Genomic DNA, 23,964 nt, shown 5'->3' on the forward strand with positions numbered 1-23,964 from the left:
AAATAAATCGCTAATGATGACGTCAACCGGCACCACTTTCCCGGCCACTATGGTCGACCTGTCCTACCTGAATTTCAGTAGTAACCAGGCCTGTTTTTATCAATTATCACCGGAAGACTTAATGGCCTATGCCCTGGAAAATGGGGAAGGCGTACCGACCGCTGACGGTGCCCTCGCCGTCGATACAGGCGCTTTCCATGGCCGCTCGCCGAAGGACCGTTTTATAGTTCAAGATGAACTGACCAGAGACCATGTTTGGTGGGGGGACATCAATATCCCGCTCAGCGAAGCATCGTTCGACCGAATCCTCACCAAAATGGTGGCCTACCTGGGCGAACGTCCGTTCTTTTTGCGGGACGCCTACGCCGGCTCCGAACCCGGCAGCCGCTTATCCCTGCAGGTACTCACGGAAACAGCTTATCAGCAATTATTTGCCTATAACCTGTTCATCCGGCCGGCCGCGCCGATAGAAGCCTTCCCTGAATGGACGGTCATAGCTGCGCCGGGCTTTAAAGCCGACCCAAAAATTGATGGTACCCGGCAGGAGAATTTTTCGATCATCAACTTTTCAAGAAAAATGATTTTGATCGGCGGGACAGGTTATACGGGCGAGATCAAAAAAGCAGTCTTCTCGGTATTGAACTTTTTATTACCCCAGCAGGGCACTTTGCCTATGCACTGCGCGGCCAATACTGGTAAAAACGGCGACACGGCCATTTTTTTCGGTCTATCCGGCACGGGCAAAACTACCCTGTCGGCCGATGCGGAAAGACGTTTAATCGGTGATGACGAGCATGGCTGGGCAATTAAGGGCATCTTCAATTTTGAAGGTGGCTGCTATGCCAAGACCATTAACCTCAGTCCGCAAAAAGAACCGCAGATCTACTCGGCGATCAAAGCCGGCGCCTTGCTGGAAAACACCTGTTTTTATGATGGTACCCGCCTGGTCGACTACGACAACGGCAGTAAAACCGAGAATACGCGAGTTTCTTACCCTATCCATTTTATTCCAAACGCGGTCATCCCTTCGCTGGGCGGGGCGCCAAAAAATATTTTTTTCCTGACCTGTGACGCCTTCGGCCTCCTGCCGCCCGTCGCCAAATTGGATATGGACCAGGCCCTGTATTATTTTCTGTCTGGTTACACCGCCAAGGTTGCCGGTACTGAGCAGGGCGTAGCCGAGCCGCAGGCGACCTTTTCGGCCTGTTTCGGTCAGGCTTTCCTGCCACTACACCCGCAAACTTACGCCGCCTTACTCAAAGAAAGGCTGGCCGCTCAACAGCCCAACATCTGGCTGGTCAATACCGGCTGGACCGGAGGCGCCTATGGCACCGGCCGGCGGATCAGCCTGAACTATACCCGCGCCATCATCAAAGCGGCGCTGAACGGCGAATTGAATCATCCGGCCTATGAAGTATTGCCCGTATTTAACCTGGCCATACCCCAGCGCTGTCCCGGCGTACCCAACGAACTGCTAAATCCGGTAAAAAGCTGGGCGGACCAGGCCACCTATTGGGCCAAAGCCGCGGAGCTTAAACAATTATTTACCCAAAACTACGAACGGCTGTTTAACAACGCATAATAATGAAAAAACATAATTTTGGAGCGTGACCTTACATCCTCCCGCCAGCCGTATTGGATCAGGCAGCGGCGGCCGTTAAACGCTGGGACGAACCGTAGCCGGGCTGCCGGGCTTTCAAAAGCTGCATGGACAAGAAAGCCGGCTAGTGACTAGCCGGCTTTAGTTTCTACGGGTTCGTATATTTTATAACACCCTTGTTCAATAAACAAAGTTTGCAGGCATCGTCATGCTATAAACCATATGCACTTATTTCGCCCAATACCATATAACTCTGTGGGCCGCTTATACCAACAAACTTAAAATACCTTGCCCTTGGATTATTGGGGGTTAAATACCGCTGTTCGCCATTAATTAAGCGATTAAAATTAAAAGTACCCTGATCTACCCAGTTTGTATTGTCGATACTGGTAAAAAACTGGAATTTATCAGGTCCGCGGTCATCTCCGCCAGTTTCAAAAGTAGTGCGCCAAACGCCAAATTGGGTAATTATCCGCTCTACGCCCATATCTATCGTTGCAAAATGCGGGTAGCTGGAGCATCCGGCACAGGTGTGCCAGCGTGTTGCATCGGTACCATCAATGAAATTGGTTACAGCGTTATCACCAGCAGAATGTTGCGTTGAATAAGCTATGATCTTCCAGTCTTTCTTGTCAAATGAAAACAGGCCGCCATCTGAATAGCTTGTGTAGAAATTATCAATACTTAAGGAATCCGGTCTAAATATAGTTCTGAATTGATAACTTGTGTTGGGTTTAAGATCAGTTATTTCTGACGTTTTCAAGTCCACTGAAAATATTTTAGACTTAATATTTCCCGACACGTCTGTATATTTAACTTCTGATGCAAAAGCTCCGTTTGATATATCGGCTCCGCCCCAATTTATGGTAAGGACTCCCTTAGCATTAATTACAGTTGAATTTACCGGCCTGGTTAATAACTGAGCCTGGTACTTTACTCCATAAGATCCGCCTACCACTTCCACAGGGATGGACGAATTTCCCTTTCCGTCATAGGTGCGGATTACAAATGTGTAATTTTTTTCCTCCAAATTTTCAATCATTGCGCTTATGGTATCCCCGGCAGGCGGAATATCAATGGCTAAGGAATCTGCAAAATTGTTCCAGAAAATTTTTGCTTTTATTACAGAGGGGTCTGCACCCCTTAGCCATGCTATCTTTATTCTGTTAAGGCCCGAATAAGCCTTTGGTGAAGTGGCTTTTTGTGTATAGGTTAATCCACCCGGAACTACGTATTGTTTGTAAGTTGCATCCATTTTGGTGCAAGCCGAATAAAGGCCGATTGTAACGAGTAATATTAGCCCTGTTTGCAATATTTTTTTCATAATATGATTTTATGATTAAGTAAGTAAAACACCTATTGTACTATCTGGCCAAAAAAGGTCATCTCCATGATCACAACCTGGCCCGGACTACTATATGTTTCTAATGATTTCAAACGCAGGTAACGTACTGCAGGCGGTTGAACGTCGAAATTAAAATCGGCACCCAGGTTGGTAGCGTAATTGATATCTTCATTAGTTTTTTGGCCCAAAGGCAAACCCGATGGTTTAAATGTTGTAAAATTTCCCAATAAGGTCCACTGCGTCCACCCACCGTCCGGATCTGGAGAATTTGATCCCCATAGCTCAAAGTTTTTCAAGCCCGATCCTGTATAACAATGATCATTGGGTTCCATCCACTGTTTAAACCTGCTTAGTAATACCTTTTTGCCCAGATCAATGGTGATCCATTGCGGAAGCGATGAGGCATTTGATGAAGCATAAATTCTCCTGTCTGCCAACCCGTTCCATATATTTTCAATGTTAAAACCCGGATCGGCAAGTTCAGTCTGATCAGTAGGAAGCACCAATTTACTAAAGGTGTTTTTGGGGATTTCGATCTCAAATTTCGGGGTCAGTGTTTTAACCAGTGTATCTGATTTATTATTCCAGCGGTCACGAATAAATACCGCGAATTTTTGGGGTTTGGAGTCAAATCCACGGGCAGCAAAGTTACCGGCAGTGGCAGCTGTATAAAAAGTTCTTACCGTTACCCAATTGTTGTTACCCGTTGTATCCCTTAATACCACTATGGCCAAATCTGCCTTATCGGGATTTTTAAATGATACGTTTACACCACCAAATGTTTCAGTAAAATTCGATGTTTTAAATACCGACCTAACCGGGGGCGTTTTTGGTGTTACATTAACTAAAATGGGCTCAGATATTTTTTCATTGTTACCCACGCTATATATCTTCACAGCATGCTTTAAAGTGTCACCAAAACCCACCAAACGGAGGGTATCTGTATATCTTGATGATTTTGCTTCTCTGAAAACACCCGGCTGTATTTCATATACGGCCTTTATGTAGGCTAAGTTCCGATCTGCCGGAAGTGTATAGGTTAGTATACCTCCCCCCGGGGTTGGATCAACCTTTACCGCACTGATTTGTGCCGGAGCAGGTAAATTGGAATCTACGAAGTCTAACCTTCCTTCTTTTGAACAACCGCACCATAGAAGGGCGATGAACAATCCTCCGATAAAATATATTTTTTTCATTTTTTTGTTTAATTAGTAATTAACCTGTAATGATGTGCGTTACCAGCCTAAGTTTTGAACTAAATTTCTGTTGGCTGTCATATTGCCCTCGGCAATGGGCCAGAAGTAATCTTTTGCCCCAAAGGTTTGGTTATAAAGCACCGTAATGCGGTAATAGGATATTGCTGTTGTTTGTGAAAGATCCCAACCTTTTATCGGATTATTTAATTCTTTGGCAGATTCTTTCCAACGGCGAAGGTCCCATAATCGTTGTGACTCGAAAGCCAGTTCGATCAGACGTTCCCGGTGAATAATGTCACGCATACCATCCTTGCTCTGAAATTTTACAGGATTGGTAGAGAAATTGGTCCATGATGATGCCACTGTACCTAAACCGGCCCGTTTCCTGACAAGATCAATGTATTTGTTTACCTCTGGTGATGGTCCTTCTGCTTCGTTCAACGCTTCTGAATACAATAAGTACAGATCAGATAAGCGCATTATAGGATAAGGGTAGTCAACAACCGAGTAATCGTTTGATGAATTGATGGTATTCTGAAAATTTATTAGTTTTTTAAGGTTATAGCCCGTTATGGTATTGTAGCCATATTTTCCTTTGCCATCCCGTTGTTTAAATTTACCTTCCAGGTAAAACAGGTCGGCGGACTTTTTATCGTCATAACGCCCCTGGCCATAATAAACGCCCCCGTCAAAGCCCAGATCTGCATAAAACCTTGGTTCTCTGTCAAAATGTAACCCGGCGGTAGTGTAACCTTTGCGTATGTATAACTTATCAGCGTCCTGGGCAGTACGTAATGCATAACGCCCGCTGTAATCCCATGTTTTATCTTCATCGATAGGTACGCCGTTACCGGTGTAAAACATTTCGGCAATTTTTAATGGCGGCGATAGTTCGCCCCTGGTAATAACCCCGTCAAGGTATAAAGGGTCCCACCAGCTGGATATCAGCCGCTGCAGGTCGCCGGTATTGGACTGGGTATTGGCCCAAATGATCTCGCTGTTCCATTTTTCTGTAACGGCATTTCTTATACTTAACTGCGTTTTAATGGTATCAGTAAGCGTAAATTGTTGAAAGGCCGGATTATAAACGTACAATTTTATGCCAGCAGATTCGCACACATCTATAGCTCTTTTACAGGCAGTAGCCGCAGAATCCCATTTAGCTTTAGAAAATGTAGTATTAAACAGCGGCGTTCCGTTCGGATTTTTTAAACTACTCTGATCTGTATTACCATTAAATAAAGGACTGGCTGCCGTAACCAATACCTTGGCTTTTAAAGATAGCGCTATTGGCCGGGTAATGCGCCCTGCCTCGGTAGTTGGGCTAATGATTGTTAAAGGCAGCGCCGGCGCTGCCTCGTCAAGAAGCTGTGAAATATAATGGAAACAGGAATCTACAGGATCACGGAGAACTTTTACCTGGTTTACATCTGCCGAAATAGGTAAATTGGTTTTAATCAGCGGGATAGCTCCGTACATTCTAACTAAGTTGAAATGATAATAGGCTTTAAGAAATTTTACTTCAGAAATCCAGCGTCGCCGCTCTGTTTCCTGCATATCTGGTACCTTTCCAATATTTTCAAGGAAAATATTACAATCTCTGATTGCCTGGTACATAGATTGCCATCTGTCGCCCAGCGGCCCTACTTTACTCTGAAAGCCTTTAGCCATATCCAAATAAGCCCCTCTTTCAGGAATCTCCCATAGCTCATCCCCCCCAACCATTGCCGGGTCATCACCCAATTGGCCATTTCTTGGCATAAACGAGTAGCAGGTAAATAAAAACTTCATGGCCTGTGTGCGCATGGTAAATGCATTATCTATAGTGGCCACGTTATCAGGAACTACATCTAAAAACTTTTTGCAGGACGTAATTGCTGCTAAAAAGAGCAAGATGCAGATTCCGGCTGTAATATATTTTCTCATAATTATGTGTGTTTATGAATTTAACAGGTGTAATAATTGTGCTTAAATGGTGTTTACCTAATTGACATGTTTAAACCAAGATTAAACACGCGTTGAATGGGATAACCAAGGCCATCACCACCCATTTCTACGTCCCACAATTTAAACTTGCTGAAATTGAGCAGGTTACTTGCATTTACATAAATTCTGAAGTTTGAAAGATGCAGGCTTTTTTGTATGCTTTGCGGAAGCTTATAGCCCAGTTCAACTTGCTTCAGGCGTAAAAACGAGCCATCGCGCATGAACCAGGTACTTGTCTGGTTATTGTTGTTGTTAATGTCTGGACTTAACCTTGGCCAAAGCGCATAGACATCACGCGAATCCTCAGACCAGTGGCTATCAGCGTAGGCTTTTAATAACTGGGTTTGATTATTAAAAGGTGATGTGCCATTGGCGTCAATCCAAAACGATTCATTTGCCAGTCCCTGGAAGAAAGCTGAAAAATCAAAGTTTTTGTAACCGGTTGAAAAACCAAAGCCATAAACTATTTCCGGTAACCTTGGATTACCAATAGGCACACGATCCGCGTCGGTAATTTGACCATCGCGGTTTACATCGGTGTATTTAATATCTCCACCGCCGTAGGGTCCAAAATTTTGCTTTGGAGAGTTTAGTGCTTCTGCATCATCAACAAAAAGCCGCTCGGCAATATATCCGTATTCCTGAAAAATAGGATGCCCTATACGGCTGCGGTATTTTTCGTCATAAACCGGTTCTTCATAAACGGTGTATTTGCTCCTTGCATAGGTAAAATTTCCCGTTGCCGAAAACCAAAAGTCCTTGCCTATATTTTGTTGATAATCTATAGAAATATCTGTTCCTTTTCCGGAAGCTTCACCCACATTTGACCTTACGTCGGCCGTTAAACCCATGGTAACCGGGATGGACGCGCGCGACATGAGGATGTTCTTACGTTTTTCGGAATAAACCTCAGCATTTATCTTTAACTTATTAAAAAGCCCAATTTCAAGCGCAAGATTTGTTTTTGTTGATCGTTCCCATGTAATTTCGTCATTGGCATACCGGGAAATGTTTACACCATTTAAATAAGTATTTGCACCCTGACCGTTTCCAAAAGTAGCACCTCTGTAATTTGCGTTCATATCAACATTAGAGAGGTAAAAGAAGCGATCTGAAGGCGATCCGATCGCATCGTTTCCGATAAACCCGTAAGTAGCCCTCAGCCTGAGGTTGTTGACAACCGGTTTGATGTTTTCAAAGAATTTTTCGTTAAATATGCTCCAGGCGATACCGGCAGATGGAAAATAACCAAACCGGTGCTTTTGAGAAAACCTTTCTGAACCGTTGTAACCAAAGTTATATTCTAAATAATAGCGGCTATCATAGTTATAAGTTGCCCTGCCTGATAATCCTATGTTTCTGAATGGAAGGGATTGTTGAAGATCCGGGGCATTTGCACTGATATTATTTTGTATCATATATACCAGCAAACCACTAAATCCGTGTTTTTGAAATTGATGGTTATAGCTTAACATTGTTTGCGCGTAGAAGGTGGAGTTAAGTTCTTTGCTTCCCTGATTATAATCCAGGTATTCCGTCGCGGTGGGTTCGTTAATATTTGTTATGTTATAAGTATTTTCAACCGGATCGTATCCGGTTAGCGTATAAAAGTATGGGTTATAGGATCTTCTTACGTCAAAAAATGAGGTGCGGTTTATATTCATCATAGCGCTTAAAGTAAGACCATCTGTTATAGCTGTCAGGTCCTGTTTGGCTTCTAATTGTGCCAGCATTAGCGATCTTGATGAATTCATGTAACCCTTGGTCATATCGGCATAAGGGTTTGTATAGCCGCCCTGGTCATAATTTCCATACATGATGTGCTTTACAAATGCATGATTGGCATCCACAGGATAATATTGAGGGAATAGTACAGGGTTAGAGCGCATTACTTTTCTGTACGTTTCTGCGCCCCCGTCTAAAGGGCCGGTATAATCGTCGAAGTTGCCACTTAAGCGGACGATCATTTCGGTTGTTTTAGTAAGGTTAACCGTAATGTTAGACCGAAGAGAGTAACTTGTTAAATCAATATTATTATTAAAGTTGTTCCGGTGATCTACCTTTAACATGCCATTGTCCTTATTTATAGACCCGGAAATAAAGTATTTTGCGACATCTCCGCCCCCGCTTATATTTAAGTTTGCACGCTGGTTCATAGTGTAATCTTTAAAAACCTGCTTTTTCCAATCGTTTGCCGGATATATAATAGGATTTAGGCCCGCAGCGGTATTTGCAATTTTCTCGTCGCTATACAGGGTTATGCCCAAAGGGTTACGCGTTAATATAGCTTCATTGGATAGTTTCATGTAAGTAACAGGATCGGCCAATTCAATGTCTCTCACGGAAGTTGATATGGAATTTTCTAACCGAAACGTGATTTGGGCTTTACCAACCTTGCCTTGTTTAGTAGTTACCAAAATTACCCCGTTGGCACCGCGCGCGCCATATACGGCGGTTGAAGTAGCATCTTTTAAAATAGAAAAGCTGGCAATATCGTCCGGCTGTAAACGGGCAAGGTCTGTCGTACTCAACTCCATTCCATCAATAAGTATTAAGGGATTGTTTTTATAACCGAATGTTGTAACTCCGCGAATAAAGAAGTCTGCGTTGTCTTTGCCGGGCTCTCCGCTACGTTGAAAAGCAATAAGGCCCGCTGCACGCCCCGCCAAAGCAGTTGTTAGATTACTTGAAGGGATCTTAAGGTCAGAAACCTTAATGGAAGTTACCGAACCAACTAAATCAGTTTTTTTTTGTGTTCCGAAAGCTACAACCACTACCTCACCTAATGCGTTTTTGGCAGATTTTAGCAGTACATTGATCACAGTTTTCCCATCTACAGGCACTTCTTGCGTAATATAACTAACAAAGGAAAATACAAGTACTGCGTTATCATTTGGCACATCCAAAACAAATTTTCCGTTCTCGTCGGTTTTCGTTCCTAAGTTGGTACCCTTAACTTTTATGGTTACACCAGCTAAAGTACCCGTCGAATCCCTCACTGTTCCCGTTACCGTAATCTTTTGGCTCTCTGCTGCAGCTTCCTTAAAAACTGTCATCGTGGGCTTCTTTTTAACAATAATGGTTTGTCGTTCAATAAGGTAGGTAACCGGCTGACCTTCAAAGCTTTTTTGCAGGGCGTAATCAACAGGTACGTTTTTAAGATCCAGGTTAATCAATTTGGTTTCTTTAAGCGAATTGGGATTGTAAAGGATTTTAAAGCCGGTTTGGGCCTTTATGTCTTTCAAAATATTTTCGAGTGTTGCTTCTTTTACCGTCAGGCTAACTTTTTGCCCGTAACTGGCTGCATTGACGTGTAAAAGCGTAGCAATTAATAAAATAATGGTAAGCTTCATTATCTTGATGAATTTGAGCATTAGGCGAGAGTGTATGCCGCGACAAAATGCCGTATAAGTTTTATACATTTGAGATTAGGTTTATGAAATGAAAGTTGTTCTTTAACGGGAATGATTTCAATAGGCCAACGTAGCCAGGGGTGTTGCAAGCACTCCTGGTTTGTTTTTCCTTAGAGCTAAGTAAGGTTAATTCATAGTTCTTCTCCTTTCATTGTTTAGGTTCGGTTGTTGTTTTCTTTAAATAAAAATTCGCTTAGCTTCCTTTACCCCACTTATTTTTTCAAAAACAGGATACCAGGCAGCTCATTTTGTAATTGGTTGCTATAAAGACGGACGAAGTAAAAAAAGGGGGGGATTAATTTTTTATTAATTGAGTGTTAATACTATAATTAAGCCTTGCTGGCATTTAAGGGGTTGCCGCAATAGATAGAAGCGGATGAAAAAGCAATACCCGCCGGTATAATGTCATTTTATTAGTGCCCATTAATAGTTGCCCAGCTACAATAAATTAACCTGGGTATTGCTAAATGAAAGGATTAGTGACCGGATATTACGAAACTGTAATCATCCGGCCCTTTATAGTAAAATTAACACTGCCGGTTAATTGCAACATCCTCAGCACTTCAGTTACATTGGTATATTTTGATATTACACCAGAGAAAACTTTGCCGCGCATATCGCCCTGATAATTCACTTCAACATTATACCACCTGCCAATCTTTCGCATTACGACATAAATATCTTCACTATCGAATTGAAAAAAACCGTTTTTCCATGCGGTGGCTGCTGCTGTATCAGCCGCGCTGACCTTAAAATTACGGCGATCAAGATCCGACTGCTGGCCCGGCCTGAGCATCATTGCGGGAAAGGGTGTATGCTGGTCACTGCTCAATGCATTGATTTTTACGGATCCATCAAGCAAAGTTGTCTTCGCGCTATTCTCTTCGTGGTAATCGTTTACGTTAAACCTGGTACCCAATACTTCTATTCTTTGCCGGCTACTTAAAACAACAAAGGGGAGTTTCCCGGTTTGATTTGCTTTTTCTTTTGGATATAAAACTTTAACCACCTCAAAATAAGCCTCGCCGGTTAACTCAACCAAGCGTTCATTTGATGCAAATCGGGTTGGGAATTTTATTGAAGATGCAGCATTTAGCCAAACCCTTGAACCATCAGGAAGCACAACCTGGTATTGGCCCCCATTGGGCGTTGTAATGGTGTTAAATAAGGGTTGCCCCATGGCAGAACCGGTGGGTTCAGAAGCGGCATTTGCCTGATAAACAATCATCCCTTCGCGTGTTTTTTTGATGGTGAAGTTTGACTGGGCGGCAATAGTTCCGTTTGCGGCATCGGCTAAATTAATTTTTTTACCATCACTCAATATCAAAACCGCCTTATTACCGCCAACAGAAATTTTATGCTGATAGTTATCACTTAGCTGTTGGCTTGGTATATTTTTTTTAAAAATATAAGCGCCGATAGCAACGAACAATAGAATAGTGGCAGCGACAGACCATTTATACAGTTGCCAAACATTTCTTTTATTGGATTTTTTTAATGGCACATCAGAATTTAAAATGGCCTCCAATTGGCGGTTAAGCGCCTCAGCAGATATTTGATCTGCGGTTGGGTCATACCCGGTTTGTTTTAATTGTTCTTCTGTCAGCTGGCGGAAGACTCCATCATAGGATCTGTCTGACAGCAATTTCAATAGCTGCTCTGCTTCCTTTTCGGTGCATTCATTTTTTACCAGTTTTTCAAACAGAAGTGATAATTCCCTGTAGTTCATCTTTCAGCAGTTATACTATTGTACTAAAGACGTAATTCAATAAATATGGGGGGCTCAAACAATCGAATTTAAAAATCGTGCACCAATTGATAGTTCAAAACTATGCAAAAACCAAACATCAAAATGTAACAATTTCCATGTTTTTAACCATATATGATTTTACTATATTTTTTGCTTTACAAAGATATTCTTTTACAGTATAGGGAGATATGCCGAGTTTGGTTGCAGTTTCTTTATAGCTAAATCCATCAAGTTTACATAGCTGATAAACCTGGCGTTGTTGGGGTGAAAGCTCGGCCAGTGCTTGTTCCAGGAGGTTTTCGCTTTCTTTGAAAAATATTTGTTCCTCTATATGAGAGTAATGCTCCATGATTGTTGACTTAAATTGAGTTCTCATTTTGCGATCGCTTTCCAGTTTTCTATAGAAATCACACACCAGGTGTGATCCGGCCCGGTATAAATAACCCGAAAAGTCGCGCTCATAAGTTATTGTCTCGCGCTGTTGCCAAATGCGCGAAAATAAAACCTGGACCATCTCTTCCACAACCTCCTTATCCTTCACCATCTTAAACATGTTGGCGTACATTTTAGGACTATATTTATAATACAACTGGGTAAATGCAAGAACATTTCCATTTTTCATCAATGCAGTAAGCTCTTTATCCGGGTTGTTAAGAGAAGAACTCATAGTATCTTTTTTCATTTGAAATTGTAAAGCAACATTTAATGACACCATCAATCGGTTTCAGATAGCTACTAATAATAGTACTTGAAATAAAATGCATCGTATAATATTCTTGTATCGCCTGTAAGGCGCTGCAACTCAACAGGTATAAATGGTTACTCAAAACTAAATTAACGGAACAAAACAACTGTCCCCCTCTGTCTGATAAAAGCTACCATTAACTGACATTGCTTTAACTAATTGTTTTACAACATCTTACCCTCTGTTTTATTTAAAACCGGCCAGCGTAAACAACTCGCCCGACCGACACTAAGCCTTTCCATTGATCAAAACACATGGTGCCAGATCCGACGGATAGTAACTTCCGGTGGGTTAAAGGCTATTGAATATATTTAAACGTATAACAGCAGACGTGCATGAAGTATGAGCTGTAAGTAAAATAGGGAGAGAAATTTTTGAGGCAAAAAAGCCCCCAGATTTAATCCAAAGGCTTTTCAATAATCTTCCCATGCCATTCCCGTGGATGGGTGTAAATGTGATCCTTGGACTACAAAACCCGAACTCTTTTGAGGCCGATTGCGGAAAGCGTCCGAATTGGATATTGACTGGGAAAACCCGCTTTAATATCTTCAGGGGTAGGTTTTCCTTGAAAACCGTTTAACATGAGCCGATACGAACCAATACGCACCGATGATGAGCCGACAACCCATTGAACCATCACCTTTTATTTATTCATACGCTGGACAAAACGCCGGGGAATGCGGACTATCCAAAGACCTTTGAGGCGTTGAAAGCAAAAAATTGGGATTCAATAAGTTTGACGCAATAGCTTCGTTCTTTATTTAGTTGCGTCCCGTTCAAGCGCCGGATGCTTTGAAAAAAATAAGGCTGCTCCATTAGCAACCTTATTTAAATTTTACCACTCAATGCTTAGAAAGCATTCTTGGAAAAAGGATGAGCTTTATTCCAATAATAAAGCATAAGATCAAGAAATACTTGAAAGCAACGATCAAAAGATGGTGCCGTGTCAAGTGTAGCAAGTTATGCGGCATTTTAACGCATTCTTGTGAAAGTATTATTGCAACTTTATCACCGTGAACCGGTCTAATTTATCAAAGTGGATCATCATTTGGAAAATCATGCAGCAGATAGAGAACTGGTTGATGAAGTATTGGCCGGTGATCGCTATGCTTTCGGCAAGATCATCAAAAATACGGAAGCGCTGGTGGCGATGATCGTTTTTAAAATGATCGCTAACAGTGGTGACCGCAAGGACCTGGTGCAGGATATTTATTTGAAAACATTTCATGGGTTGCCTAACTTCCGGTTCAAGTCAAAACTTTCCACCTGGATCGGGCAGATCGCTTACCACACCTGTCTGCATTACCTGGAGAAAAGAAAGCTGCTGTTGCTGGACCAAACGGATAACGGGGAGGAGACTTCTGAGCTGACTTTAGAAGCACTCAGCAACCAAAAGTTAAGCGCTTCCGAAAATGATATTGAAAAACAACTGAACAGGAAGGAACTGAATAGCATCCTGGAGAAGGAGATCGATAAGCTCCCGCCGGTTTACCGCACACTGCTGATCTTATACCGCGAAGAACTGAGCAACGAGGAAATGATGCAGATCACGGGCCTGCCGGAAGGCACGATAAAAAGTTATCTCTTTCGTGCGCGGAAAACATTAAAAGAAAATATATTGAGTAATTACAAAAAGGAGGACTTATGAATAAGCTTCATTTGAGCGAAGAGGAAATTCAGCAATACGCGCTGGGAAGAGCAGATTTAAGTACCAAAGAACATATCCGTTCCTGCGCATTCTGTGAGGCCAGGGCTGCTGATTACCGGTTGATCTTTTCAGAACTGGATCAGTTGCCCAAGCCGGCTTTTGACTTTAATGTGGCCAGCCTTGTACTGGCGCAGCTGCCCCAGCCGGAAACCTCCCTGGACAGGAGAGAACGCTGGATCTACCTGCTCGTTTTCGCGGCACTGGCTTCGATCGGCATCCCGGTTTATCTGTTCCGGATATACTTTTTTAAAATGTTCACCGATATTTTACCGGAGGCCATGTACCTGGTCATCCTCGTTACCCTGTTTTTACTCGTTTTCCAGGGCGTCGAAATGTTCCGTAAGTACCAAAAACAGATCAATACGTTAAATTATAAATAATTGCAACTTTGACCGGCGCTGCCGTTCTAATACCTTATAAACAGCATTAAAAAACAACATGAAAAAAATCATCATCACTATAGGCGCTGTGGCGGGCACATGGACTGCCGCCGCAGCGCAAAATTCAAACGCTGCTGGAGATAACTTCAGATATGATTTGCTTCACACGTCCAGTGTGATACTAACCATCGTGGTATTTTCCGTAGTCGCCCTCACCTTTATCAAATGGCTGCTGGACTACCGGCTTAAAAACAAGCTGATCGAAAAGGGAGCGCCGGATCATATCGTATCGCAGCTTTTACAACCCATTACCAGTGACGATAAAAATATAACCATTAAATGGTTTGCCCTGTTAATGGGCCTGGGTATTGGATTATCCTTTGTAGATTATTTCCAGCCGCTCGGCATCCATTCCCTGGCGATTATGTCCTTCAGCCTTGCAGTCAGTTTCCTGGGTTATTATTTTTATATCAACCGCAGGGAAAAATCATAAACAGCACCTTAAATTATTGAAATCATCTTGTTAAAAAACACCGCCCTGAAATCGGGCCCGGATAAATACTGCCTTATTTTAATTAAAAATAGATATGAAAACTTTTTTCCTGACACTCTCCCTATGTTCCCTGGTCTTCCTGAAAGGCTTAGCCCAGGACCTTAAATCTGCTTTTCCCGTAAAAGGTTACCGGGAAACCGCCCCCAAAATCAATGACCTGGTGCATACCAAACTCAGTGTGCGTTTTGACTATAAAAAACGTTATTTATATGGCAAGGAATGGCTGACCCTGCATCCTCATTTTTATCCGACCGACACTCTCCGGCTCGATGCCAAAGGCATGGATATTCATACTATCGCGATCCTGAAAAATGGTAAGAACATACCCCTGCAGTTTTCTTATGACAGTCTGAGTTTAAATATCAGATTGGACAAAATTTACCAACCTGCTGAAAACTATACCCTCTATATCACCTATACGGCAAAGCCCGAAGAATTGAAGGGAAGACGTAACAACGAACATGGCTTGTATTTTGTCAACCCGGACGGTACCGAAAAGGATAAGCCTACACAGGTCTGGACGCTTGGCGAACCGGAAAATAATTCTTGCTGGTTCCCTACGATCGACAAGCCGGATCAGAAAACCACCCAAGAGATCAGTATGACCGTTCCCGGCAAATATGTGACTTTATCCAACGGCCGACTGGCTGCACAGAAAAATAATCCCGACGGTACCCGTACCGATATCTGGAAGATGGAGTTGCCGCATTCGCCCTACCTGTTTATGATGGCCGTAGGTGACTTTAAAATCATTAAGGACAGCTGGCACGGAAAGGAAGTTAGCTATTACCTTGAGCCGAAATACGTCCCATATGCGAAAGACAATTTCGGCGTTGTACCAGAAGCCATTGATTTTTTCTCTAAAACTTTAGGGGTTGACTTCCCCTGGAACAAATATGCGGAGGTATCCGTTCGCGATTATGTAGGCGGGGCAATGGAAAATACGACCGCAGCTATATTTGGTAACGTTTCCACGCGAAGGGAACTGGCAGATAGTTATTACAATCCGGGTATGGAACATGAGCTGTTTCACCAGTGGTTTGGCGACTATGTGACCTGTGAGAGCTGGAGCAATATCACCCTGAATGAATCCTTCGCAGATTTTGGAGAACTGATCTGGCTGGAGCACAAATACGGAAAGGATGCGGCGGATGCACATCTCCAGTACGGATTGCAGAATTACCTGGAAAGCCGGGATGCCCGTACCAAAAACCTGGTGACTTTTTACTATAACAATCCTAAGGACCCCTTTGGCATTACTTATTCCAAAGGGGGGCGCATTTTAAATATGCTGCGAAACTACCTGGGCGATGCGGCATTTTATAAGGGCCTGCATCTTTACCTGACCACCTACGCCTTTAAGAATGCGGAAGTACCGCAATTAAGGATGGCGCTGGAAGAAGCCAGCGGCCTCGACCTGAACTGGTTCTTTAACCAATGGTATTATGGCGCGGGCCACCCGGTACTAGATATTCGCTACCAGTGGGACGAGGTAACAAAAACGCAAATGGTTTTTTTACAGCAAACACAGGATGGGGCCGCTTTTACCTTACCGGTCGCGGTAGATCTGTATGTTAACGGCGCGAAAGAACGCCATAAGATCTGGCTGCGCAATAAGGCGGATACGTTAACTTTCAAAACATCCACAAAACCCGAGCTGGTTAACGTGGATGCAGATAAAATATTAGTTGCTGAGAAGACCGATCATAAGACCCTGGCAGAGTTGGTTTACCAGTATTTCCATGCGCCGCTTTACCTCGACCGTTATGAAGCCATGGACTTTGCGGAAAAGAACACGGATGACACGGAGGCGCAAAGAGTGCTGATCGCTGCGTTAAAAGACCCCTTCTCCGGCCTGCGCCGGAAGGCGATCTGGGCACTTAACCAGAACAAAGAAGATATTCATAATATCAATGCTACTTTGCGAAATGCTTCGCTCCCTTTGCTGGCGAATCTTGCCCGTACGGACCCGAATACTTTGGTGCAGGCAGATGCGATCAATACCCTTTCGGTATTGAAAGACCCGGTCTACCTTGACCTGTTCCGACAAAGGCTCAATAGTCCATCATATTCGGTATCAGGCGCGGCACTGAATGGTATTATCCGCATAGACCCAGCATTGGGCTTAAGCTTGGCCAAACGCTTTGAAAACGACAATGAGGGACAGTTGACGCAGGCCATCATCAACGTTTATGCTGAGCAGGGCGCCGATACCCAGTGGCCCTTTGTTTACCAACGTTATCAAGCGGCCGAAATACAGGACCAGATCCACTTGGTTAAAGCATTTTCGGATATGATAGGGCGCTTAACCCGGCAGGAGGCGGTTTTACAAGGTATAGATGAGCTAAAGCGAGTGGCTATCAGGCACAAGGGCGACGGTGTGGCGCCTTACATGATCAAATTCTTAAACAGTATAAAAGACCAGCGTACCGGGTTGAACGATTCTTCCGGTGCGAAAGCATCGGCAGATGCCATTCAGCAAATCAATGATGCCAAATAATGATAATCCCAAAAGCGAATGCAATGAAAATACTATATAGACAATTAACGATAGCGCTTTTTCTTTTCTTTTTCCTTTTTGAGGCAGCTTTTGCGCAATCTGCAAATGATATTTCAAAACAGATTTCACCCGAATTGCTGCAACAGGATTTCACTTCGTTGCGCGACACACTGCAAAAAATACACGCCGGGCTATACCGCTATAAAAGCAAATCTGAAATGGACAGGCTGTTTGACCGCTATTTCAAAGAGCTGGACTATCCGATGAGCAAGGTAGCTTATTTCGCGATCATCAGCCAACTGATCAGCGGGATCGAAGACGGGCATACCGAGTGCTTCCTGCCAAAGGACCTGATCAGCCAATTCAAAACAGAAGTCAAACTATTCCCTGTTCAGCTTAGGTTCATCGGCAACAACGCTTACGTGCCCTGCGATACCCGGGAGTTTCCCGCAGGGACAGAGATCCTGGCCATTGATCATCGAAGCATTGGTACAATCAGGAAGCGGCTATTTGAACACTTATCATCCGATGGCCGTATCCAAACCGAAAAATATGTCAAAGTAAATGACGGCCATGATCCTTTTGCCTACCTGTATGACGTGGTTTACGGAACTCAGGAAAATTTCGAAGTAAAATATAAAACAAGAGATGGGGCTACGGCGGTAAAAACCATTGCCGCGGATTACTTCAAAAACATGGAATGTCCTCCTCCTGTGCGGGTTATGCCCAGCCGGTACCTGGAGCTGTCGTATCAGCCGGGTAACGTCGCCGTGATGACCATCCGCACCTTTGCCAATGAATACCTGGTCCAAACCAAAGAAAACCTGGCTGACTATTTAGCGGCATCTTTTAAGGAGCTGGAAGATAAAAATGTAAACAGCCTGATCATTGACCTGCGGGAGAATGGCGGTGGTGACGACAGTAATGGAGCTCTGCTTTATAGTTACCTTACTGATCGCCCTTTCGCCTATTATACCTCACTAAGCTCAACAACCGGTGCTATAAAAGATCATCCCGACCTGGTGGAATTACAACAACCGCAAAAGATTAATTACAAGGGAAAGGTCGTTTTCCTCACCAGCGGTAAAAGCTTTTCCGGTGCAGCTGAGTTTTCATCCATTGCCAAAACAAACAGCCGGGGTATATTTGTCGGCGAGGAAACCGGGGGCGGCTATGACGGAAATACCTCTGGAAATAGAATAACTTTCTTTCTGCCAAATACCAAAATCAAGGTAAATATCCCCTTGTTTAAATATGTCATGGCAGTAAAGAAAGTTAAATACAAAGATAGGGGCACTATTCCGGATTATTTGATCGTACCGTCGATGAACGATATACTTCAACACCAGGATGTACAGATGGTATTCGCGCTGAAACTTGCGGCTAAATAATAAGGTATAGTTTATTATAAGTTCCAACTGCTTAAATACTCGCCAGGCGATTTGTATTTCATGGAGATGGGCAAACCCAGGCTGCATGCCTATAACGTCAACAAAAAGCCTTCAGAAAAATCTGAAGGCTTTCGATAAAAACTTTTTTTAATGATCTCCCATGCTTATCACATGGATGGGAGATTTTGTGGTCCCGACGAGAATCGAACTCATATCTAGAGTTTAGGAAACTCCTATTCTATCCGTTGAACTACGGGACCGTGTTTGCAAATCTGCAGACGTGCAAATGTGCAAATTATCAATGAGTATCTAAAGGCTAAATTAAAAATCCTTTGGATCTCCCTGACATATTATCTAATGACAGACCCGTCATGAAATTCGTCAACCGGGGTTACAAAGGTTAGCTTGCCTTCTGCATTCTCTGCCATCAGTATCATCCCCTGCGATACAATCCCTTTTATTTCGCGCGGTTCCAAATTAACCAGGATACTCACTTTTTTTCCTATTACCGCCTCGGGCTCATAATATTCAGCAATGCCTGATACCACGGTGCGTTGATCAATCCCGGTATCAATTGTCAATTTTAACAACTTTTTCGTCTTAGCAACCTTTTCGGCTGTTAAGATGGTCCCGGTGCGGATATCCATTGCGGCAAAGGTTTCGTAATTAATATTATCCTTTGCAGGCATAATCTTTACCTCTTCCACAAGCGCAGGTTCCTGTTTCTTATTATGCAGTTTTTCTATTTGTCTTTCAATTACTTCGTCTTCAACTTTTTCAAACAGTAGCGCTGCGTGATTAAGCTGATGTCCGTTAGCAAATGTCAGTTCCTGATCAAAGGTAAATTCGACAGGTAAATTAAGCATTTCAAATATCTTCCTGGCGGTAGCGGGTAAAAATGGCTGTAAACAAGTTGCCAGATGCCCGATTATAAATAGGCTGTTATGCAAGGCGTCCTTTGCTGCGGCCGGATCTGTTTTAATAGTTTTCCAGGGCTCTTTCTCTGTAAGATATTTATTGCCTAACCGCGCTATATCCATTACGCTTTGCAGGCCCTGCCTAAAACGGTAGCTTTCAATACCGCTTTCCAACGCATCATAAAATATGCCTATTTCATCGTTTAGGTAGCCGTCAGTAAGCGTGATTTTGCCTGTTTCGCTTTCAACTTTACCGTCAAAAAACTTATGCATCAGGATCATCACGCGATTTACAAAATTACCCAATATGGCTACCAGTTCATTGTTTACACGGGCCTGGTAATCTTTCCAGGTAAATTCGCTGTCGCTGGTCTCGGGCAGTATAGACGTTAATACGTAACGTAATTCATCCTGCTTGCCCGGAAACTCCTCCAGATATTCATGCAACCATACGGCATGGTTACGTGAGGTTGAAAGCTTATCGCCCTCCAGGTTTAAAAACTCATTGGCAGGTACATTTTCAGGTAAAATATACTCGCCATGCGCATGTAATATTGACGGGAAAATAATACAATGAAATACGATGTTATCCTTACCAATAAAATGGATCAGGCAAGCATTGTCGGCTTCATCTTCCTGCTGTTTCCAATATAATTTCCAGTCCCTGCCCTTATCAATAGCCCATTGCTTGGTTGCTGATATATAACCTATCGGCGCATCCATCCAGACATATAATTTCTTTCCTTTTGCTTCCTCTAACGGAACGTCAATCCCCCAATCCAGATCGCGGGTCATAGAGCGTGGCTGCAAGCCTGATTTTAGCCATGATTTACATTGGCCAAATACATTTACTTTCCAGCTTCCCTCTTTCTGGTCAATCCATTGTTCAAGCCAGGGCTGATATTTATCTAACGGCAAAAACCAGTGTTTGGTAGGCTTTAACACAGGGGTTTTACCACTAAGGGTTGATACCGGGTTGATGAGGTCAGTAGGATTTAAAGAGGTGCCGCACCTTTCGCACTGATCGCCGTAAGCGTTCTCGTTATGACAATTTGGGCAGGTGCCGGTTATATACCTGTCTGCTAAAAATTGATTATAATCCTCATCATAGTATTGCTCAGAGAATTTTTCAATAAACTCATCTTTTTCATATAAGTTCAGAAAAAATTCCTGCGACAGATCATGATGGATCTGTGATGAAGTGCGATGATAAATATCAAAGGCGATACCAAATTCTTCAAAACTATTTTTTATTTGATGGTGATATTTATCAATAATAGCCTGTGGCGTAGTGCTTTCTTTTTTCGCTTTTATGGTGATAGCCGCCCCATGCTCATCTGATCCGCAGATGTAAACCACATCCCGTTTTTTAAGGCGCAAATAACGCACAAATATGTCGGCAGGTAAATAGGCGCCTGCTAAATGGCCTATGTGTAACGGGCCGTTGGCATAGGGTAACGCCGATGTAATTGTAAATCTTTTATATTTATTAAGTTGTGACATAATGGATTTGGCAAAGATAAGCTATTTGGTTGGGAAGTGGGAAAGGCGGAAAGTCAGAAACTTTTTTTAATATTGACTATGCATACAGCAACCCCATTACCCACAATACAACCGCCACATCTAAAAAAAGGCGATAAAATTGCCATAACCTGTCCGGCAAAAAAACTACCCGGGCCAATGGATGACGCCATTTCATTATTACAGTCGTGGGGTTTAGAGGTTGTTTTGGGCGCAACCGTTGATGCCAGCTATCATCAGTTTGCCGGCGATGACAATCTTCGCGCAGCTGATTTGCAACGGTTTATTGACGACGACAGCGTCAAAGCGATAATAGCCGCACGCGGCGGTTATGGCACCATAAGGATGATGGATAAGGTAAATTTTGACAGACTTGCACAGCAACCCAAATGGCTGGTAGGGTTTAGCGATATAACCTTATTACACGCCCATATATACAGCAATTATGGCTTACAAAGCATTCACGGGCAAATGCCGGTAAATATACCGGATGCTTCGGCCGGTTCGTTACAGACGCTTAAAAAAGCTTTGTTTGGATCTGAGATTTCCTATTCTTTTCAATCGCATTCAATAAACAGGCCGGGGCAAAGTACGGGTGTTTTAATCGGCGGAAATTTGAGTCTGCTTATTGCATCCCTCAGTTCGGTATCAGACTTTAGCTATGATGGTAAAATACTATTTATTGAAGATGTTGGTGAATACCTGTATGCTATTGACCGCATGATCCGCACATTGGACAGGGCCGGTAAGTTAAAAAATCTGGCAGGTTTAATTGTGGGTGGATTTAGCGAGGTTAAAGACAATGACATCCCTTTTGGACAAACCGTACCTGAAATAATTATCGACGTGGTAAAAAATTATGGATATCCGGTTTGTTTTGATTTCCCGGCGGGGCATGTGCCGGATAATCAGGCGCTGATACTAGGCAAAAAATTGATACTGTCTGTTCATTCACAACAAGTTCAAATCCATTATTAACAAAAATGGTCCGGAAAACGATGTTTTCCAGACCATTAAAACAACTTTAAAATATTTTATAGTTGTGTAATCTTTATAGACGCTTTTTGATTAGCAGCCACATTGTCTTGCCCAATGGTAAATACTGTTCCATCTGCCGCAACGGCCTTGTTAAGGACGATAGTTGCAGTACCCGGAGCAGTACCTGCTGGTACCGGTACACTGATAGCAACGGTTGTTGCATCTCTTGGTATAACCGCTGTTTGATTAGTCAATGTTATGGCGCCGCTTACCGAATAGGTAACCGTAACTGTTTGTTGTAAAGCGGTACGTATTAAAAATGTAAACGCAGCCGCGCCAGGCGTAACATGGTCTGCATTCAATTTCACATTTACAGTAGCCAGGCTTTTAAATGCCGCATAAGGCGGTAATACGTTAACAATGGGATAATTATCTCCCGGCGAATATGCTTTTTTGCATGATTGAAACACTAACGGCATCAACAGGCATATATATATTATTTTTTTCATGTCTTTATGTGTTATAAATCAAACCACTGTTTTTCGTAATAATGTACAACTGCTTTTGGAGCGTTTGGATTTTGGTTAATTTCGTTGGTTATCGGATACTCGTATCTTCTAAACAAACCATTTGCCGGCGCACCAATAGGGATTGTTAAAGCAGGTATTTCGCTACCCTCTGGCCCTGATCTTCTCCATTGTGTGAAGGCATCAATACCCCTGTCTGTCAAGTCAACCCAATGCTGATATTGAATGTTATATATTAAGTCAGTTGCAATATAGGTTGGCAAACTGGCAGAAAAAGCAGTAGCTGTTGCAGTTGCAACACCATAAAATTTACACGACTCAAGCACAGCTTGTTTGTATAACAGGTTAGCCTTAACTATATCTACAGCAACACCAATACCTCTTGCATAAATCTCAGCTTCATAGAAAAGCTCATCCTGATAGTCAAATATGGTTTCAGGCTCTGTGGCTGTTTGTAAAGATGTAGAAACACGTGGATTAATAGCGTCGTCACCGTCAGCACCTTGTTCAATGCCTATATAATGAGTCTGGCCGGCAGGAAGATCAAACAATTTCGGTAAACGCGGATCATTAACCGGATCAAGGTAATTGGTTACCCATTTTGAAGCAAAAAAGAAGTTTTGCTTACCGTTAAATTGTTCACTAATAAAATATTTAGGGTTTTTCTTATTCTGGATATCCTGAAAAGGTACCTGGAAATTGTCAGCAGCTGAAGCTACCAGACCACCGGCGTTTATCATTGCGCCTATTTTGGCAGCTTGGGTCGGATCTTTATCAACCATTGTCATCAAAGTACGCAATTTAAGAGAGGTAGCAAGTCTTTTCCATTTTGCGATATCACCTTTATAAAACAAGTCATAATCTGATATTTTTACAGTGCTTGCAGGATCAAATTGAGCCAAAGCTTCGTCAAGGGTGGCTACTACACCAAGCAATACTTTTTGCTGAGGATCAAAGTGTGGATACGCGATATCAGAATTAAAGGCCTCTGTATAAGGAACATCCCCGTACAGGGTTGTTAACTCATAATATACTAATGCTAATATAACTTTACATTGAGCAGCAGCATTATTATTTTTCGGAGTCGCGCTTTCAGCAATCTTAATGGCTTGCTTTAAGTTATTGCCGATTGAAGTATAGTATGCTCTCCAAGGGTTACCGTAAATTAGCGGGTCTATTTTGTATTCGCCTTCATCAAGACCACCACCAGACCAGCCTGTCGGGTTAGAAAAACCATCCATAACTGCCTGGCCTGCAAGAGATGTAGGTATCCATAAATCCCCGCTCGCTCTAAGGTCAACATACGATGTAACCGCATATGAGAATAGCAGTTTAGGATCAACTGTTACCGCCGCATTTGGATTTGTATTGATATCCAAATATTTTTTGCAGGAAGGCAACGCTAAAATTAGTGTTAAAACACTAAACGTTAATATAAATTTCTTTTTCATTTT

The 23,964-nt window shown here is 42.8% G+C and carries 16 protein-coding genes and 1 tRNA gene; 7 read left to right on the forward strand and 10 right to left on the reverse strand.

Going from position 1 to position 23,964, the window contains the following annotated elements:
- Window positions 1–13 precede the first annotated feature (13 nt).
- Window positions 14–1,582 (forward strand): phosphoenolpyruvate carboxykinase (ATP), encoded by a 1,569-nt coding sequence (gene pckA, locus LJ658_RS05480; RefSeq protein WP_230545470.1) that lies wholly within the window; start codon window positions 14–16, stop codon window positions 1,580–1,582.
- Window positions 1,583–1,811: 229 nt separating this feature from the next.
- Here the strand turns inward: pckA and LJ658_RS05485 are convergent, their stop codons facing one another.
- The 6 genes from LJ658_RS05485 to LJ658_RS05510 all read right to left on the reverse strand — a co-directional run bounded on the left by LJ658_RS05485 (window position 1,812) and on the right by LJ658_RS05510 (window position 11,972).
- Window positions 1,812–2,924, reverse strand: coding sequence for a DUF4998 domain-containing protein (locus tag LJ658_RS05485; protein WP_230545471.1), 1,113 nt, complete (start codon window positions 2,922–2,924; stop codon window positions 1,812–1,814).
- A 32-nt stretch (window positions 2,925–2,956) separates the two neighbouring features.
- On the reverse strand, window positions 2,957–4,141 hold the full coding sequence (locus LJ658_RS05490) for a DUF5000 domain-containing lipoprotein (protein WP_230545472.1): 1,185 nt from the start codon (window positions 4,139–4,141) through the stop codon (window positions 2,957–2,959).
- A 39-nt stretch (window positions 4,142–4,180) separates the two neighbouring features.
- Window positions 4,181–6,067, reverse strand: a complete 1,887-nt coding sequence (locus tag LJ658_RS05495; protein WP_230545473.1) for a RagB/SusD family nutrient uptake outer membrane protein — start codon at window positions 6,065–6,067, stop codon at window positions 4,181–4,183.
- Between the two features lie 53 nt (window positions 6,068–6,120).
- Window positions 6,121–9,501, reverse strand: coding sequence for a TonB-dependent receptor (locus LJ658_RS05500; protein ID WP_230545474.1), 3,381 nt, complete (start codon window positions 9,499–9,501; stop codon window positions 6,121–6,123).
- Window positions 9,502–10,030: 529 nt separating this feature from the next.
- Window positions 10,031–11,269, reverse strand: coding sequence for a FecR family protein (locus LJ658_RS05505; RefSeq protein WP_230545475.1), 1,239 nt, complete (start codon window positions 11,267–11,269; stop codon window positions 10,031–10,033).
- Window positions 11,270–11,387: 118 nt separating this feature from the next.
- Window positions 11,388–11,972 carry an RNA polymerase sigma factor gene (locus tag LJ658_RS05510; protein ID WP_230545476.1) on the reverse strand — a complete coding sequence of 195 codons (585 nt, stop codon included), beginning with the start codon at window positions 11,970–11,972 and terminating at the stop codon, window positions 11,388–11,390.
- A gap of 1,111 nt (window positions 11,973–13,083) precedes the next feature.
- On the opposite strand from LJ658_RS05510, the gene LJ658_RS05515 reads away from it, so the two are divergent.
- The 5 genes from LJ658_RS05515 to LJ658_RS05535 all read left to right on the forward strand — a co-directional run bounded on the left by LJ658_RS05515 (window position 13,084) and on the right by LJ658_RS05535 (window position 18,567).
- Entirely contained in the window at window positions 13,084–13,683 is a 600-nt protein-coding gene (locus tag LJ658_RS05515) for a sigma-70 family RNA polymerase sigma factor (protein ID WP_230545477.1), read from the forward strand.
- Window positions 13,680–14,123: a hypothetical protein gene (locus LJ658_RS05520; protein ID WP_230545478.1), complete on the forward strand. Its 444-nt coding sequence runs from the start codon at window positions 13,680–13,682 to the stop codon at window positions 14,121–14,123. The genes LJ658_RS05515 and LJ658_RS05520 overlap by 4 nt, the downstream gene beginning before the upstream one ends.
- 58 nt (window positions 14,124–14,181) lie before the next feature.
- Complete coding sequence (locus tag LJ658_RS05525) at window positions 14,182–14,616, forward strand: hypothetical protein (protein WP_230545479.1); 435 nt, start codon at window positions 14,182–14,184, stop codon at window positions 14,614–14,616.
- 94 nt (window positions 14,617–14,710) lie between these two features.
- Window positions 14,711–17,176, forward strand: coding sequence for a M1 family aminopeptidase (locus LJ658_RS05530; RefSeq protein ID WP_230545480.1), 2,466 nt, complete (start codon window positions 14,711–14,713; stop codon window positions 17,174–17,176).
- 23 nt (window positions 17,177–17,199) lie between these two features.
- Complete coding sequence (locus tag LJ658_RS05535) at window positions 17,200–18,567, forward strand: S41 family peptidase (protein WP_230545481.1); 1,368 nt, start codon at window positions 17,200–17,202, stop codon at window positions 18,565–18,567.
- A gap of 188 nt (window positions 18,568–18,755) precedes the next feature.
- On the opposite strand, the gene LJ658_RS05540 is transcribed toward LJ658_RS05535, so the two are convergent.
- A tRNA-Arg gene (locus LJ658_RS05540) sits at window positions 18,756–18,827 on the reverse strand.
- Window positions 18,828–18,917: 90 nt separating this feature from the next.
- Entirely contained in the window at window positions 18,918–20,987 is a 2,070-nt protein-coding gene (metG, locus tag LJ658_RS05545) for a methionine--tRNA ligase (RefSeq protein WP_230545482.1), read from the reverse strand.
- Window positions 20,988–21,065: 78 nt separating this feature from the next.
- Between metG and LJ658_RS05550 the strand changes: the two genes are divergently transcribed.
- On the forward strand, window positions 21,066–21,983 hold the full coding sequence (locus LJ658_RS05550) for an LD-carboxypeptidase (RefSeq protein ID WP_230545483.1): 918 nt from the start codon (window positions 21,066–21,068) through the stop codon (window positions 21,981–21,983).
- Between the two features lie 56 nt (window positions 21,984–22,039).
- On the opposite strand, the gene LJ658_RS05555 is transcribed toward LJ658_RS05550, so the two are convergent.
- Both LJ658_RS05555 and LJ658_RS05560 read right to left on the reverse strand, forming a co-directional pair.
- Window positions 22,040–22,492 (reverse strand): hypothetical protein, encoded by a 453-nt coding sequence (locus LJ658_RS05555; RefSeq protein ID WP_230545484.1) that lies wholly within the window; start codon window positions 22,490–22,492, stop codon window positions 22,040–22,042.
- A gap of 11 nt (window positions 22,493–22,503) precedes the next feature.
- Window positions 22,504–23,961 (reverse strand): SusD/RagB family nutrient-binding outer membrane lipoprotein, encoded by a 1,458-nt coding sequence (locus LJ658_RS05560; protein ID WP_230545485.1) that lies wholly within the window; start codon window positions 23,959–23,961, stop codon window positions 22,504–22,506.
- Window positions 23,962–23,964 lie beyond the last annotated feature (3 nt).

This window comes from Mucilaginibacter sp. UR6-11 (genome assembly GCF_020880695.1).
In the GTDB taxonomy this organism is placed as follows: Bacteria; Bacteroidota; Bacteroidia; order Sphingobacteriales; family Sphingobacteriaceae; genus Mucilaginibacter.

Excerpts from the sequence above, each read along its gene's own strand:
- pckA (WP_230545470.1), top strand. The coding sequence starts at position 14 with ATGATGACGTCAACCGGCACCACTTTCCCGGCCACTATGGTCGACCTG.
- LJ658_RS05485 (WP_230545471.1), bottom strand. The coding sequence starts at position 2,924 with ATGAAAAAAATATTGCAAACAGGGCTAATATTACTCGTTACAATCGGC.
- LJ658_RS05490 (WP_230545472.1), bottom strand. The coding sequence starts at position 4,141 with ATGAAAAAAATATATTTTATCGGAGGATTGTTCATCGCCCTTCTATGG.
- LJ658_RS05495 (WP_230545473.1), bottom strand. The coding sequence starts at position 6,067 with ATGAGAAAATATATTACAGCCGGAATCTGCATCTTGCTCTTTTTAGCA.
- LJ658_RS05500 (WP_230545474.1), bottom strand. The coding sequence starts at position 9,501 with ATGCTCAAATTCATCAAGATAATGAAGCTTACCATTATTTTATTAATT.
- LJ658_RS05505 (WP_230545475.1), bottom strand. The coding sequence starts at position 11,269 with ATGAACTACAGGGAATTATCACTTCTGTTTGAAAAACTGGTAAAAAAT.
- LJ658_RS05510 (WP_230545476.1), bottom strand. The coding sequence starts at position 11,972 with ATGAAAAAAGATACTATGAGTTCTTCTCTTAACAACCCGGATAAAGAG.
- LJ658_RS05520 (WP_230545478.1), top strand. The coding sequence starts at position 13,680 with ATGAATAAGCTTCATTTGAGCGAAGAGGAAATTCAGCAATACGCGCTG.
- LJ658_RS05525 (WP_230545479.1), top strand. The coding sequence starts at position 14,182 with ATGAAAAAAATCATCATCACTATAGGCGCTGTGGCGGGCACATGGACT.
- LJ658_RS05530 (WP_230545480.1), top strand. The coding sequence starts at position 14,711 with ATGAAAACTTTTTTCCTGACACTCTCCCTATGTTCCCTGGTCTTCCTG.
- LJ658_RS05535 (WP_230545481.1), top strand. The coding sequence starts at position 17,200 with ATGAAAATACTATATAGACAATTAACGATAGCGCTTTTTCTTTTCTTT.
- metG (WP_230545482.1), bottom strand. The coding sequence starts at position 20,987 with ATGTCACAACTTAATAAATATAAAAGATTTACAATTACATCGGCGTTA.
- LJ658_RS05550 (WP_230545483.1), top strand. The coding sequence starts at position 21,066 with ATGCATACAGCAACCCCATTACCCACAATACAACCGCCACATCTAAAA.
- LJ658_RS05555 (WP_230545484.1), bottom strand. The coding sequence starts at position 22,492 with ATGAAAAAAATAATATATATATGCCTGTTGATGCCGTTAGTGTTTCAA.
- LJ658_RS05560 (WP_230545485.1), bottom strand. The coding sequence starts at position 23,961 with ATGAAAAAGAAATTTATATTAACGTTTAGTGTTTTAACACTAATTTTA.